Genomic DNA, 14,671 nt, shown 5'->3' on the forward strand with positions numbered 1-14,671 from the left:
CCTAATTATATTTATTCATTAGTTCTGTAAATGATAAATTTGAAAAATCTTCAATACAATTATTGCATTTAGAATATATTTTATTTATTTCTAATAATTCTTCTTTTGAAAATTTACCCAAAACATAATTAATTACACTAATTTTTTCCTTAGGTCTGTCTATACCTATCTTTAATCTATTAAATTTATCAGTATTAAGATGGGTCATTATACTTTTTATGCCATTATGCCCTCCACTACTTCCCCTATTTCTTAATCTGAAATTAGCTGTTTTAGTATCTAAATCATCATATATTATTAAAACATCTTCAATTTCTAAATTAAAATAATCATAAAATTTTCTAACTGCTTCACCTGATAAATTCATATAAGTCTTAGGTTTTACCAATAAATATTTTTCATTATTAATAAAACCAACAGCATAATCTGAATTAAATTTACTTTTATCAAAATTCAAATTATTTTTTTTAGCAAATTCATCGACAATCATAAAGCCTACATTATGTCTAGTATTTTCATAATTTTTTCCTGGATTTCCTAATCCTACTATTAATTTCATCTATTTCTCCTTAAACACCAAAAAAGACAACTAAGACCAGTTGTCTTTTTTATTATTAAAAAATTAAATTCACTGTTTTTAATTTTAAATTCATACAAAAATTTAAAAAATATTTATCTTAAATTAAGATTTTAAACTCTTTATAGGTTTAAATATTCTTGTATTAATGATAATATCTTTTTTAGATTAAGTCAAATTATTTCATTTTATAAATTTAAGTTTTAAAGGTATTTATTTACTAAATTTGAAAAATTTTATAAATAAAATTATTTGTTTGAAAATTTATTACAAAAAAAAGACAACTAAAAATAGTTGTCTTTTGATTTTTTATTATTCAAAAAGAACACTTACAGGTTCATTATGATGAATTCTATAAATAGCTTTTCCTATTAATTCACCTACACAAAGAGGAATCATATTATCTAATTTTTTCTCTTCTGGAATATTTATTGTATTAGCGTAAACTAATTCTTTTATCGGAGAATTTTTTATTCTTTCTAGTGCTGGACCACTTAACACTGCGTGAGAGCAACTTGCATAAACTTCTTTAGCCCCTTTTTCAATAAGTGCTTTTGCCCCTAATGTAATAGTACCGGCAGTGTCTATAATGTCATCAATTAATATACAAGTTTTTCCTTCTATATTCCCTACTATATTCATTACTTCTGCAACATTAGGTTTTGGTCTACGTTTATCTATTATAGCTATTGGAGTATTTAACATGTCAGCTAATTTTCTTGCTCTCGTAACTCCACCATGGTCAGGAGAAACAACTACTACATCTTCCATGTTTGGTAGTTTATTTTTAAAATAATTAGCAATAATCGGAACACACATTAAATGGTCAACAGGTATATCGAAAAATCCTTGAATTTGTAAAGCGTGTAAGTCAAGGGCAACTACTCTATCAGCACCAGCAGTTTCTAATAAATTTGCTACTAATTTAGCTGTAATAGGTTCTCTACTTCTTGCTTTTCTATCTTGTCTTGCATAAGCGTAATAAGGTATGACAACATTTATTGTTTCAACAGAAGCTCTCTTTAAGGCATCAATCATTATTAATAAAGTTACTAAACTTTCGTTTACAGGATTACTCGTAGACTGAATAACGAAAACTTCACTTCCTCTTACACTTTCTTCGATATTTATTGAAACTTCTCCATCGCTGAATTTTTTAACGCTACACTTACTCAACTTTATCCCTAAAGAAGCGGCAACTTTTTCTGCTAATGGTAAATTAGAATCTAATGAAAACAACATAAGTGGTTTTTCTTCAATAAGCATTTTTATTCTCCTTGATAAATAATATATTATATACATAAGTACCTCAATCTATTTTATCATAAAAGAATTTTCTTTTCTATATAAAATTATAAAAAATGTGCATCATATTTTATGATACACATTTTATTATCTTAATTATATTTTTCTAAGATTGATTTTAAATCTTCTTTTGGTTTAAAACCAGTTAATTCTTCTAAAACTTCTCCATTTTTCATAACAAGTAATGTAGGAATAGACATAATTCCATGTTGACCTGCTGCTTCTTGATTGTCATCAATATTTATTTTTAAGAAATCAATATTTCCTAATTCCGCATCCAATTCTTCTAAAACCGGAGCTAACATTTTACAAGGACCACACCATGGTGCCCAAAAATCAACCAATGCTACTGAATCATTTTTTGTTAATTCATAAAATTCTTTATCATTAATTTCTCTCATTTTTATTACTCCTTAAAATTAATATATCTATATACTACTCCTATATTTATTTCATTTCAACTATTGTGACTCCTAAACCACCTTCTGCCTGATTTCCACTACGGTAACTATAAACAAATCTATTTTTTTTTAAATACTCTGCTATATTTCTTTTTAAAATTCCTGCTCCAACACCGTGAATTATAGAAAAAGAATCATAGCCTATTAGAAGAACTTTATCAATATAATTTTCAATTTCTGCTATGGCTTCTTCTGTATTTTTTCCTATAACATTAATATCTAAAGAAACGTTACTAATATTATTTTTAATGAATTTTTGTTCTCTAATATTTAATTCTTTTTCTATATATTTTACTTCATCTCTTTTTACTGATAATTTTAAAGAACCTAATTTTATATTTAATATATTATCCTTAATAGCTAATACACTAGCTCTTTGATTATATCTTATTACTAAAACATCATCTCCTACTTTAATATCAGTAGTATCTTTTTCTAATACCTTATTAAACTTATTACTTTCTGTCCTTAGTTTATAAGAATTTACTTCATCAATAATCTCATTAATTTCATGTTGTTTAATACTTTCTGATTTAGTTTTAAAGTTTTTATATATATTTAAAATATCAGCTTTACGATTTTCAATTTCATAATTCAAGTCTTGATAAGTTTTTTCGTATAAACTATCTCTATACTTATAAAAATTTAATAAATTTTCTTTCAAGCTTTCTTTTATTTCTTCCACTTTTTTTAGTTTAGAATTTATTTTATTAATTTTACTGTCATATTCTTTAATATTTTCTGCAAGTTGGTCTATAAGTATAGAATTTTCTTTTTCTGTTTTATTCAAATAAATACTTGCTTGTGAAACTATATCCTGACTTAAACCTAATTTATAAGAAATATTTATGGCATTTGATTTTCCGGGTAGTCCTATAATAAATTTATATGTAGGTTTCAAATTTTCAAAATCAAATTCTAAAGAAGAATTTTTATAATAATTAGATTTGAAACAGTAATCTTTTATTTCAGGATAGTGGGTCGTACATAAAACCGTAGCTTCTTTTTCTTTAAATTTATTTAAAAGAGCCATAGATAAAACAGCTCCTTCACTTGGGTCTGTTCCCGAGCATAACTCATCCAACAAAACTAAACTTTTATTATTAACTTTATTTAATATATCTATGATATTAGTCATGTGTGATGAAAAAGTAGATAAATTATTTTCTATTGACTGGTTATCTCCAATATCAATAAATATATTTTCATAATAACCTATTTTAGAACCTATATCAGCAGGAATGTATAAACCTAAATGAGTTAAAGCTACACACAAACTAACAGTTTTTAATATTACAGTTTTTCCACCAGTATTCGGCCCTGTTATAATTAATGAATTTTCTTTATTGTCTAAGATAACATTATTTTTTACAACTTCATCTTTTGGGATAAGTGGGTTATAAGTATTTTTAAGAAATATTTTTTGTTTATCTTCTACTAAAGGTTTAATAAATCCTTTTGATACAGAAAAATTAATTTTTGAAAATATAAATTCAATATTAGCAAAATTTTTAAGAGATATATTCAAATCATTTGCATAAATTCCTATTTCTTTTGTAGCTTCTTTTAAAATTTTTTGTATCTCTTCTTTTTCTTTTCTTTTTAAAATACTTATTTCATTATTTATTATTACATTTTCCTTGGGTTCAACATAAAATGTGTTTCCAGAAGCTGATTGGTCATGAATTATACCACCAAAATCATTTTTATATTCTGGTTTTACTAGGATAACATCTCTATCATTTCTTTTAGTAACTATGGCTTCAGATAACTTATTAATATTTGATTTAATAATATCTTTTAATAACTTATCTGATTTTAACTGTAATTTCTTTATATTATCTTTTATATTTTTTAATTCTTCTGAAGCAGTTGGTCGTATGTACCCATCTTCATCAATAATTTTATTTAAGTAGTCTATTAAAAAATCAAAATTTGCTATGTTAGAAACATAATTTGAAAGATGATAATATTCTTTATTATCCAATCTTTTTATTTCTTCAAATTTATTTTTAAATCTTCTGTATGTTAATAAATTAAATAAAATATAAAATAATTCTTTTTCATACAAAAGACTTTCTTTTTTTGCTTTTTTCAAACTCTCGAAATAATCATATATTTTTAACTTAAAAGTATCCTTGTGCTTAATCCACAATTCTTCTACTTCTTCATTTTCTTTGTGAAGTAAAATCAAATCTTTAAAAGAATTTACATACTCTATATTTTTAAATCTATTAACTGATAAATCTGAAAAACAATAGTTTTCTGCATCATCTAAAATTAAATCTAAATTAATCTTTTTTTTTATTGAGGTTTGCAATATCTAGTCCTCCCCTTATTAATTAATTTTATTATAAACTATTTACTTATAATAAAAAAAGTTTTCTAATAACATTTTTGATAAAATAGGTGTTTTTTCAAAAATATTGTTTGCTAATACTGATGAAGATAGCATATTTCTTAATTCTTCATTTAACGGTAGTACATATATAAGATATATAAAGACAAAAATTATTATGTATATTTCTAAAAATCCTAAAAGACCACCAAATATTTTATTTGTAACCTTAATAATAGGTATTTTTGTAATTACATTAAGAGTTCTAAATATTACTCTTAGTATGTATTTTATAAGAAAAAATACAATAAAAAATATTATAACTTTATAGTAGGCTTCAGATATGTTTAAGTTAGGTAAATTAGAATTATTATAGTTTAATTTTTCTTTTAAGGGAATAAATTCAACAAGTAAAAAAGCTAATCTACTACTTAATATAAAAGATATGGCATAACTTAATATTGAACTTATAATACTAAATAAAGTTTTTAATAAACCTCTTTTATAACCTACATAAAATCCTAAAAATAATAATAAAATTATTATTATATCTATCATGAAAATATCTCCTTTATAAATTAATTGGTGTTAATCAAATTTTATGATTAACACCAAATTTTTATTCTATTCCTATAATATATGGATATACTGGTTGTTGTGATTTTACTATTTCTAATTCTAAACTAGAATACTTATCTTCTATTAAATTTTCAATAAAGTCTGTTGTTTCTTCTGTACTGTCTTGACCTAAATAAAGAGTTATTATTTCAGAATCTTCATCTATTGATTTTTCTAGTAATTCTGAAATAGTTTTTCTTATATCTTCATAAGAACATTTAATTTTACCATTTAATATGCCCATATATTGTGATTCTTTAATTTCTATACCATCTATATTAGTATCTCTAACAGCATAAGTAACTTCTAATGTCTTAACAGAAGATAAAACACTTTGCATATTTTGGAAGTTTTGTTCAGGCTCTGCGTCAGGATTAAATACCATAAGGGCAGATATTCCTTGTGGTGCAGTTTTACTTTCGATAACATAAATATTTTCTTCTACTAAATCTGCAGCTTGTTTTGCAGCTAATTGTATATTTTTGTTATTTGGGAAAATATAAATATTTTCAGCATTAACAGAAGCAATAGCTTTTATCATATCTTCTGTTGATGGATTCATTGTTTGTCCACCTTCAACTATGTAAGAAACTCCTAATGATTTGAACAATTCGCTAAGTCCTGAACCCATAGAAACGGCAATATTAGCATATTTTACTTTTTCTTTTGACAGATTTTTTTGATTTACTGCTTCTTGTTTTCTAAGAACTTCTCTATGTTGTTCTCTCATATTTTCAGATTTTATTTTAATTAATTCACCATATTCTTGACCATAGTTAAAAACATCACCTGGTCTTTCAGTATGAATGTGAGTTTTGGCAAATTCATTATCTGCAATAACTAATAAAGAATCTCCAAATTGACTTAAATCTTCTCTAAATTTTTCTTCATTAAATTCTTTTTTATTTTTATCCAATCTTACAGTAAATTCTGTACAAAACCCGTATACTATATCTTCTGGCGACATAAAGTCCATGCTAGCATGGTCATCTTCAAATTTCATATTAACAATGTCAGTTTTAACACTATCTAATCCTTCAATTTCTTCACCTTTTAGGGCAGCTAAAAAACCTTGATATACACATACTAAACCTTGACCGCCTGAATCAACAACTCCTACTTCTTTTAATATTGGTAATAATTCAGGGGTATTTTGTAAGGAAATTTGTGCTGCATTTAAAATACTTTCCATTACTTCTATAATAGAATTAGTGTTTTTAGCAGATAGTAGTCCAGCATCAGCAGATTCTCTTGCAACTGTAAGTATAGTACCTTCTACTGGTTTCATAACAGCCTTATAAGCAATATTAACACCATTTTTTATTGCTTCAGCAAATTCTTGAGCATCTATTTCATCTTTTTCTTCAATATGTTGCGATAAACCTCTAAATAATTGTGATAAAATAACACCAGAGTTCCCTCTTGCTCCCATTAGTAAACCTTTTGAGAATGCTTTACCAAGTTTTCCTATGTTTTCTGTAATATTATTTTTAGCTTCTAAAGCCCCAGAAGTCATAGATAAATTCATATTAGTTCCAGTATCTCCGTCTGGTACTGGGAAAACATTCAGTGCATTAATTTTTTCTGCATTTTTTGATAAGTTTTTTGCACCTAAATCAATCATTTGTGCAAAATTTAGTCCATTAATCTTTTTCACTTTACCCCCCCTATTTTTCCACAACTTTTATTCCTTGGATATGAATATTTATAGCATCTATTTTTATTCCAAGTGTTTTTTCGATTTGATATTTTACTGTTGATTGAACATTGTTTGCAATTACAGATATTTTTGTACCATACATAACAATAATATACATATCAACTTCTAGTTTATTTTCACTTCTATTGATAATTATTCCTTTTGAATAATTTTCTTTACCTAATATATCAGTAATACCATCTTTTACTTGATTTTTACTAGCCATACCTACTATTCCGTAGCAGCTAACAGCAGCTCCACCAGCAACAGATGAAATAACTTCATCATTAATTAGTATAGTTCCTAAATTATTTTTAATTTCAATTGCCATATTTGTTCCTCCTAAAATAGTAACACAATTTATGTATCGGCATACGTAAAATTATACAATTTTTATTAGTAAATTACAAGTGAATAGTAATCAAATAAATATACTAATTATATTATTTTAATAATTTTTTCAAAAATTCACCTGTATAACTATTAGAAACATCAACTAATTTTTCTGGTGTGCATTGTGCTAAAATATTTCCTCCATTGACTCCTCCGTCTGGGCCTAAATCTATTAAATAATCACAACATTTTATCACATCTAAATTATGTTCGATTACTATCACTGTATTCCCACTGTCAACAAGTTTATTTATTATATTAATTAATTTACTAATATCATGAATATGCAATCCAGTTGTTGGTTCATCTAAAATATACAGTGTTTTACCAGTAGATTTTTTATATAATTCACTTGCTAATTTAACACGCTGAGCTTCTCCTCCAGAAAGTGTTGTGGCACTTTGACCCAATCTTATATAATCTAAACCTACTTCTAACATTGTTTCAATTTTATTTTTTATTTTAGGTATATTTGAGAAAAATTCGTAGGCTTCTTTTACTGTCATATCTAAAACATCAGATATGGTTTTTCCCTTATATTTAACTTCTAAAGTTTCCCTATTATATCTTTTTCCATTACAAACTTCACAAGGTACATACACATCTGGTAAAAAGTGCATTTCAATTTTTAAAATACCATCTCCTGTGCAGGCTTCACATCTTCCACCTTTTACATTAAAACTAAATCTACCTTTTTTGTATCCTCTTAATTTTGCTTCATTGGTAGTGGCATATAAATCTCTTATATCATCAAAAACTCCAATATATGTTGCTGGATTACTTCTAGGCGTTCTACCAATTGGACTTTGGTCTATGTCGATTACTTTATCAATATTTTCCTTTACGCCATTTACTTCTTTAACAAATTCTTTTTTTATTTCTTCCTTATTTAAAATATTTTTAACAGACTTAAATAGAATTTCATTAACTAAAGTAGATTTTCCAGAACCCGATACTCCAGTTACACCGATAAATTTTCCTAGAGGAAATTTAGCAGAAATATTTTTTAAATTATTTTTTTTTGCATTTTTTATTTCTATATAATTTCCATTACCTGCTCTTCTATTTTCTGGTACTTCTATTTTTTTTCTGCGAGATAAGTAGTCTCCTGTAATAGAATTTTTATTTTTCATTATATCTTTTGGACTTCCTATAGCAACTACTTCTCCTCCGAACTCTCCAGCTTTTGGACCTATATCTATAATATAATCGCAAGATAGCATGGTATCCTCATCATGCTCAACTACTAAGACAGTATTTCCCAAATCTCTCATGGACTTCATAGTAGAAATTAATTTTTCATTATCTTTTTGATGTAAACCAATAGAAGGTTCATCTAATATATATGTTACACCCATAAGTTTTGAACCTATCTGTGTTGCAAGTCTTATTCTCTGTGCTTCTCCTCCTGACAAAGTTCCAGACGACCTATTTAATGTAAGATAATCTAATCCTACATCATTTAAAAATTGCAATCTTGCTATAATTTCTTTTAATACTAAATTAGCTATTTTGTAATCTTTCTCACTAAGATTTATAGTTGTAAAAAATTTATAGCTATCTTTAATTGACATTTCACAAATATCAGCAATATTTTTATTGTCTACATATACTGAAAGTATTTCTGGTTTTAATCTTTTACCCTTACAACTTTTACATGTGTCTTCTTTTATATACTTAGCCATTGCTTCCCTAGAAGCTCTTGTCATTCCCATTGTATATCTTCTATATACTGTATTCGTTAAACCTTCAAAATATATAACTCTAGTTTTAGTAATTCCTTCATCATTAGTATATTTATGGGTAACTTCTTTTTCTTTATTTCCGTAAAATAATATATCTTTATGCTCATCAGGCAAATCTTTAAAAGGAATAGTCATATTTATTTGAAATGTTTTACACACACATTCTATTAAAGTTGGATAGTAAACAGAAGTAGCATTATTAAATATTTTTATTGCTCCATTTTCTATTGACAAATCATAACCAATAATTTTTTTTGTATCGACAGTTTCGTGCATACCTAAACCATCACATTCAGCACAAGCACCTTGGGGATTATTGAAAGAGAATATTCTAGGCTCTAAATCTCCTAAAGAAAAATCACAATATTTACAACTGTGTTTTGTAGAATATAAATATACTTTATTATTAGTTATATCTTCTATTTTTACTAAACCATTATTAGATAAATTTAAAGAACTTTCTAAAGAATCTTCTAGTCTACCTTTTATATTTTCTTTTATTATTATTCTATCAACTACTACACTGATACTATGTTTTTTATTTTTTTCTAATTCTGGTATGTCGTCAGATTCATAATTTTCAGAATCTATTTTAAATCTAACATAGCCTTCTTTAATTAATTTTTCTATTAATTTTTTGTGAGTTCCTTTTTGCTCTTTTATAATAGGAGCAATAATCTGTATTCTAGTTTTTTCTGGTAATTTAATTACTGCATCTACTATTTCACTAATAGAACTACTAGAAATTTTTTCTTTATGATTAGGACAGTATATTTCTCCTATTCTTGAATATAATAATCTTAAATAATCATAAATTTCCGTAACTGTTGCTACTGTTGACCTAGGATTTTTTGAAGTTGTTTTTTGATTTATAGAAATAGCTGGCGATAATCCTTCCATTAAATCTACATCTGGTTTTTCTATATTACCTAAAAATTGTCTGGCATAGGCACTAAGACTTTCTACATATCTTCTTTGTCCCTCTGCATATATAGTATCAAAGGCAAGAGAACTTTTCCCGCTTCCACTAACTCCTGTTATTACTACAAATTTGTCTCTTGGAATTTCTAAATCTATATTTTTTAAATTATTTTCTCTTGCTCCTTGAATAATTATCTTATCTTTTTTCATTTCAAAATTCCTATCTATTTTAATAAAATTTTATTTAATTATACACTATTTTTTATTATTTAATAAAATATTAGTTTAAAAAATATAAAAACAACTAAAGAATTATCTCTAGTTGTTTTATTTATTAAACCATAGGCATTTGAGGAGGTAAAGTATTATCTTCTTTAGTAATATCCGCTACCACTGCTTCTGTTGATAAGAATAAACTTGCTACACTTGCTGCATTTTGTAATGCTGAACGTGTTACTTTAGTTGGGTCAACTATTCCTGCTTTTATCATATCAACCCATTCTTCTGTTGCTGCATTGTAACCAAAACCAACTTCTGAATTTTTTAGTTTTGAAACAATTATACTACTTTCTACTCCAGCATTTTCTGCTATTTGCCTTACTGGTGTTTCAAGAGATTTTTTTATAATATTTATACCCGTTTGAATATCACCATTTTCTGATAATTTTTCTAATTCTGTAATAATTTGAACTAAGGCTGTTCCTCCTCCAGCAACTATACCTTCTTCAACAGCAGCCTTAGTTGCATTTAAAGCATCTTCTATTCTCAACTTTCTTTCTTTTAATTCTGTTTCTGTTGCGGCTCCAACTTTTATTATTGCCACTCCTCCAGATAATTTAGATAATCTTTCTTGATATTTTTCCTTATCAAATTCAGAATTTGAAGTTTTGTATAAAGATTTAATTTGTTCTGTACGAGCAATAATTTTATCTTTATCACCTTTACCGTCTACAATTACGGTGCTATCTTTTGTAACTGTAACTTTATTTGATTTTCCTAGCATATTAATATTTGTATCTTTAAGTTCTAAACCTAAATCAGCAGTTATTAGAGTTGCTCCTGTTAAAATAGCAATATCTTCTAATATAGCTTTCCTACGCTCACCAAAGCCAGGTGCTTTTACAGCTATAACATTAAAAACTCCTCTTAATTTATTTACAACTAATTGTTGAGTAGCTTCAGTTTCAAAATCATCAGCAATTATCAACATAGGTTTGGCGGCTTGCACTACATCTTCCAATACAGGTAATATTTCTGAAATATTATTAATTTTTTTATCGGTTACTAATATATATGGATTTTCTAAATTTGCAATCATTTTTTCTGTATCTGTAACCATGTAAGGAGAAATATAACCCCTATCAAATTTCATACCTTCTACAATTTCTAAAGTAGTTTCTAAGCTTTGAGATTCTTCTATAGTTATCACGCCATCAGTACCAACTTTTTCCATTGCATCTGAAATATATTTTCCTATTTCTTCATCTGCTGATGATATAGATGCAACTTGGGCTATTTTTTCTTTGGAGTCTACAATAACACTTATTTCTTTTAATTTTTTTACTGCTGCTTTTACAGCTATTTCCATTCCTTTTCTTATACCAATCGGATTTGCACCAGCAGTAACATTTTTTAACCCTTCTGTTATCATAGCCTGTGCCAAAATTGTAGCCGTAGTAGTTCCATCACCAGCAATTTCATTTGTTTTATTAGCTACTTCTGCTACTAATTTTGCCCCCATATTTTCATAGGGATCTTCTAATTCAATTTCTTTTGCTATTGATACACCATCATTTGTTATTAAAGGTGTTCCGAATTTTTTATCTAAAACAACATTTCTTCCTTTTGGTCCCAATGTTATTTTAACTGTATTAGCTAATTTATCTACACCTTTTTTCATACTTTGACGAGCATCTTCTGAAAATTTTATTTCTTTAACCATTCTTCACCTCTAAATTATTCTATTATTGCTAATAATTCTTCTTCGTTTAATACATAATATTTTTCGTTTTTATAATCAACTTCTTTAAAATTATCTGAAAATATTACTTTATCTCCTATTTTTAATTCTCCTCCGTTTTCTACCGATAAAACACTCGCTTCACCTATTGCAAAAACTTCTCCTATATTAACTTGTGAATTTTTTTGAAACGACACTATAATTCCATTCTGTGTTTTTTCTTCTTCTTCAAATTTTTTTAATATAACATTGTCAAATATTGGTTTTATCATAATTTTCTCCTTTAGATTTTCATAAATAATATAATAAATCAATTATTTTAAAAAGTCAATTTAACAGAAAACAAAAAAGCATTGTCTATGCAATGCATTAATCTGAAATAATTGGGTCTAAGTTAGATATTATTCTAGCTTTTCCTGAAATTTTAAAATTCACTATGTTTTCTTGTAAGTTCAACAATAAAACTTCTCCCTTGTTAATAATTTCTAAAATTTCTTCATTATTAACTTTTTTTGTAATTACTTTAACATTATTTTCTTCTGCTCTTATAATAATATAATTAAATTTTTCCATTTTAAATTACCAGTTTATAATTTTATTTTATACTCTATATCTTTAGTTAAAGATAAATTTTCTTTAAAAATTCCTGTTTTTTTACTTGTAACTGTCTTAGAACCTATTTTTTTTATACCCCTCATTGCCATACACATATGCTCTGCTTCTATTATAACATATACGCCTTTAGGCTTTAATTGTTCTTCTATTGCATTTGCAATCATAAGAGTCATATCTTCTTGTATTTGCAATCTTTTGCTTGCACTTTCTACTAATCTTGCTAATTTACTTAAGCCCGTTATTTTTTTATTGTTGGGTATATAGGCTATGTGGCAAACACCAAAAAATGGTAACATGTGATGCTCGCATAAAGAGTAAAAACCTATATCTTTAACTAAAATTGCTTCATCATTATCAGATTCAAAAAAAGTATTTATTTCTAATTTTGGGTCTACTCCTGTGTGTGATAATAATTCTTCATACATATTTATACATCTTTTAGGAGTATCTAACAGTCCAGCTCTTTCAGTATCTTCTCCTATATTTTCAAGAAGTTTTTTTATTAATTTTATTGATTCTTCTTTCTTTTTCAAATCAATCTCCTTATAAAAAAAGTTACCAATAAAAATATTAGTAACTTTAATTTTATTATTTTACAGCGTCTTTAAGTGATTTACCTGCTTTAAATGCAGGTGCTTTGCTTGGTGCTATCTCTATAACTTCATTAGTTTGTGGGTTGCGACCTTTACGAGCTGCTCTTTCTCTAACTTCAAAGTTACCAAATCCAATAATTTGAATTTTTTCACCCTTTGCTAAAGTTTCTTCTACCGTAGATACAAAAGCTTCAATAGCTACAGCAACTTGTTTTTTTTGCAATCCTGATTTTTCAGCAACTTTTGCGATTAATTCCGATTTATTCATTAATAAATATCCTCCATGTATTGATATAATGGTGCTTGCCATTTTACTTATTAAATATTACCACAATAATATTATTTTAGCAAGTCTTTATTTTAAAATATTACAAATTTTTATTCGAATTTATTTAATTCTAAAGAAGTAATTCCTGACATTAAATTTTTTGAACATTCTTTAACGTCAAGCCCTTCATATAAGACTTTATAAATATTTTCTGTTATAGGCATATAGACATCATATTTTTTTGATAAAAGGTAACAAACTTTTGTAGTTAAAACTCCCTCTGCTACCATATCTAATTTTTTAATAGCTTCTTCTAGTGAAAAACCTCTACCTATTAATAAGCCACAATTGTAATTTCGAGAGTGTTTAGAGGTACAAGTTACAACAAGATCTCCTATTCCACTTAAACCTAAAAACGTTAATTCTTTAGCGCCAAGTTTTTTCCCCATTCTTGTTATTTCTATTAAACCTCTTGTTAGCAGTGCGGCTTTAGCATTATCTCCTAAATTCAAACCATCAATTATTCCACAACCAACAGCTATTATATTTTTTAAGGCTCCTCCGATTTCAACACCCACTGTATCTTCATTTACATATATTCTAAAATATTCATTTTGAAATATTTTTTGAGCTAAGGAAGTTAAATTTTTATCACTTGAGGCTATGGCAACTACTGTTGGATGTCTTAATATTAATTCTTCAGCATGAGAAGGACCACTTAAAACTCCAACTCCTTTTAGCTTATTTTTATCTATAACTTCTTTTATAACTTCAGACATTCTATAATTGGTTTCAATTTCTAATCCTTTTGAAACGTGAATTATATATTTTGGATTATTTAAATATTTGTTAATTTGCTTGCAAATTTCTCTCATTGCTTTTGTTGGAACTGCAACAACAATCACTTCACCAAACTCAACTACTTCTTTAATGTTTGAGCTTGCTTTAAGAGAAGCTGGTAATTTTATATTTTTAAGATATCTTTTATTTGTATTATGTATATTAATTTCATTTTCTGTATTTTTATCACGAGAATAAATTAAGCATTCGTGATTATTATCGATTATAGCTTGGGATAAAGCAGTACCCCAACTTCCAGAACCTATTACTGAAACTTTCATTATTTTGCTCCCAACTTAATAATATAATCTAAAAATATTATAGCAAATTTTTAATCT

General features: G+C 26.4%; 14 protein-coding genes. All 14 read right to left on the minus strand.

From position 1 onward, the window contains the following. Position 1: 1 nt before the first annotated feature. The 14 genes from pth to KMP11_RS03895 all read right to left on the minus strand — a co-directional run bounded on the left by pth (position 2) and on the right by KMP11_RS03895 (position 14,617). Positions 2–559 carry an aminoacyl-tRNA hydrolase gene (gene pth, locus KMP11_RS03830; protein WP_215756171.1) on the minus strand — a complete coding sequence of 186 codons (558 nt, stop codon included), beginning with the start codon at positions 557–559 and terminating at the stop codon, positions 2–4. A 330-nt stretch (positions 560–889) separates the two neighbouring features. Then, complete coding sequence (locus tag KMP11_RS03835; RefSeq protein ID WP_215756170.1) at positions 890–1,843, minus strand: ribose-phosphate diphosphokinase; 954 nt, start codon at positions 1,841–1,843, stop codon at positions 890–892. 131 nt (positions 1,844–1,974) lie between these two features. Then, a complete protein-coding gene (gene trxA, locus KMP11_RS03840; RefSeq protein ID WP_215756169.1) occupies positions 1,975–2,283 on the minus strand; it encodes a thioredoxin in 309 nt (102 codons plus the stop codon). A 46-nt stretch (positions 2,284–2,329) separates the two neighbouring features. Beyond that, positions 2,330–4,663 carry an endonuclease MutS2 gene (locus KMP11_RS03845; protein ID WP_216280157.1) on the minus strand — a complete coding sequence of 778 codons (2,334 nt, stop codon included), beginning with the start codon at positions 4,661–4,663 and terminating at the stop codon, positions 2,330–2,332. Between the two features lie 42 nt (positions 4,664–4,705). Continuing rightward, on the minus strand, positions 4,706–5,239 hold the full coding sequence (locus tag KMP11_RS03850) for a CvpA family protein (protein ID WP_215756167.1): 534 nt from the start codon (positions 5,237–5,239) through the stop codon (positions 4,706–4,708). Positions 5,240–5,300: 61 nt separating this feature from the next. Beyond that, the gene (locus KMP11_RS03855) at positions 5,301–6,956 is read right to left on the minus strand and encodes a DAK2 domain-containing protein (protein WP_253195974.1); all 1,656 of its coding nucleotides are present in this window, start codon (positions 6,954–6,956) and stop codon (positions 5,301–5,303) included. Between the two features lie 10 nt (positions 6,957–6,966). After that, entirely contained in the window at positions 6,967–7,329 is a 363-nt protein-coding gene (locus KMP11_RS03860; protein ID WP_215756166.1) for an Asp23/Gls24 family envelope stress response protein, read from the minus strand. Positions 7,330–7,441: 112 nt separating this feature from the next. Next, complete coding sequence (gene uvrA, locus KMP11_RS03865) at positions 7,442–10,267, minus strand: excinuclease ABC subunit UvrA (protein ID WP_215756165.1); 2,826 nt, start codon at positions 10,265–10,267, stop codon at positions 7,442–7,444. A 124-nt stretch (positions 10,268–10,391) separates the two neighbouring features. Next, positions 10,392–11,999: a chaperonin GroEL gene (gene groL / locus KMP11_RS03870; RefSeq protein ID WP_215756164.1), complete on the minus strand. Its 1,608-nt coding sequence runs from the start codon at positions 11,997–11,999 to the stop codon at positions 10,392–10,394. A 14-nt stretch (positions 12,000–12,013) separates the two neighbouring features. Beyond that, positions 12,014–12,289 carry a GroES family chaperonin gene (locus KMP11_RS03875; RefSeq protein ID WP_215756163.1) on the minus strand — a complete coding sequence of 92 codons (276 nt, stop codon included), beginning with the start codon at positions 12,287–12,289 and terminating at the stop codon, positions 12,014–12,016. 97 nt (positions 12,290–12,386) lie between these two features. Beyond that, positions 12,387–12,590, minus strand: coding sequence for a trp RNA-binding attenuation protein MtrB (gene mtrB, locus KMP11_RS03880; RefSeq protein WP_215756162.1), 204 nt, complete (start codon positions 12,588–12,590; stop codon positions 12,387–12,389). A 14-nt stretch (positions 12,591–12,604) separates the two neighbouring features. Further along, positions 12,605–13,165 carry a GTP cyclohydrolase I FolE gene (gene folE, locus KMP11_RS03885; protein ID WP_215756161.1) on the minus strand — a complete coding sequence of 187 codons (561 nt, stop codon included), beginning with the start codon at positions 13,163–13,165 and terminating at the stop codon, positions 12,605–12,607. Positions 13,166–13,220: 55 nt separating this feature from the next. Continuing rightward, on the minus strand, positions 13,221–13,493 hold the full coding sequence (locus KMP11_RS03890; RefSeq protein WP_215756160.1) for an HU family DNA-binding protein: 273 nt from the start codon (positions 13,491–13,493) through the stop codon (positions 13,221–13,223). 110 nt (positions 13,494–13,603) lie between these two features. Further along, entirely contained in the window at positions 13,604–14,617 is a 1,014-nt protein-coding gene (locus KMP11_RS03895) for an NAD(P)H-dependent glycerol-3-phosphate dehydrogenase (protein WP_215756233.1), read from the minus strand. Positions 14,618–14,671: the final 54 nt, after the last annotated feature.

It is taken from the genome of Gemella sp. zg-570 (assembly GCF_018866345.1).
In the GTDB taxonomy this organism is placed as follows: Bacteria; Bacillota; Bacilli; order Staphylococcales; family Gemellaceae; genus Gemelliphila.

Excerpts from the sequence above, each read along its gene's own strand:
- pth (WP_215756171.1), bottom strand. The coding sequence starts at position 559 with ATGAAATTAATAGTAGGATTAGGAAATCCAGGAAAAAATTATGAAAAT.
- KMP11_RS03835 (WP_215756170.1), bottom strand. The coding sequence starts at position 1,843 with ATGCTTATTGAAGAAAAACCACTTATGTTGTTTTCATTAGATTCTAAT.
- trxA (WP_215756169.1), bottom strand. The coding sequence starts at position 2,283 with ATGAGAGAAATTAATGATAAAGAATTTTATGAATTAACAAAAAATGAT.
- KMP11_RS03850 (WP_215756167.1), bottom strand. The coding sequence starts at position 5,239 with ATGATAGATATAATAATAATTTTATTATTATTTTTAGGATTTTATGTA.
- KMP11_RS03860 (WP_215756166.1), bottom strand. The coding sequence starts at position 7,329 with ATGGCAATTGAAATTAAAAATAATTTAGGAACTATACTAATTAATGAT.
- uvrA (WP_215756165.1), bottom strand. The coding sequence starts at position 10,267 with ATGAAAAAAGATAAGATAATTATTCAAGGAGCAAGAGAAAATAATTTA.
- groL (WP_215756164.1), bottom strand. The coding sequence starts at position 11,999 with ATGGTTAAAGAAATAAAATTTTCAGAAGATGCTCGTCAAAGTATGAAA.
- KMP11_RS03875 (WP_215756163.1), bottom strand. The coding sequence starts at position 12,289 with ATGATAAAACCAATATTTGACAATGTTATATTAAAAAAATTTGAAGAA.
- mtrB (WP_215756162.1), bottom strand. The coding sequence starts at position 12,590 with ATGGAAAAATTTAATTATATTATTATAAGAGCAGAAGAAAATAATGTT.
- KMP11_RS03890 (WP_215756160.1), bottom strand. The coding sequence starts at position 13,493 with ATGAATAAATCGGAATTAATCGCAAAAGTTGCTGAAAAATCAGGATTG.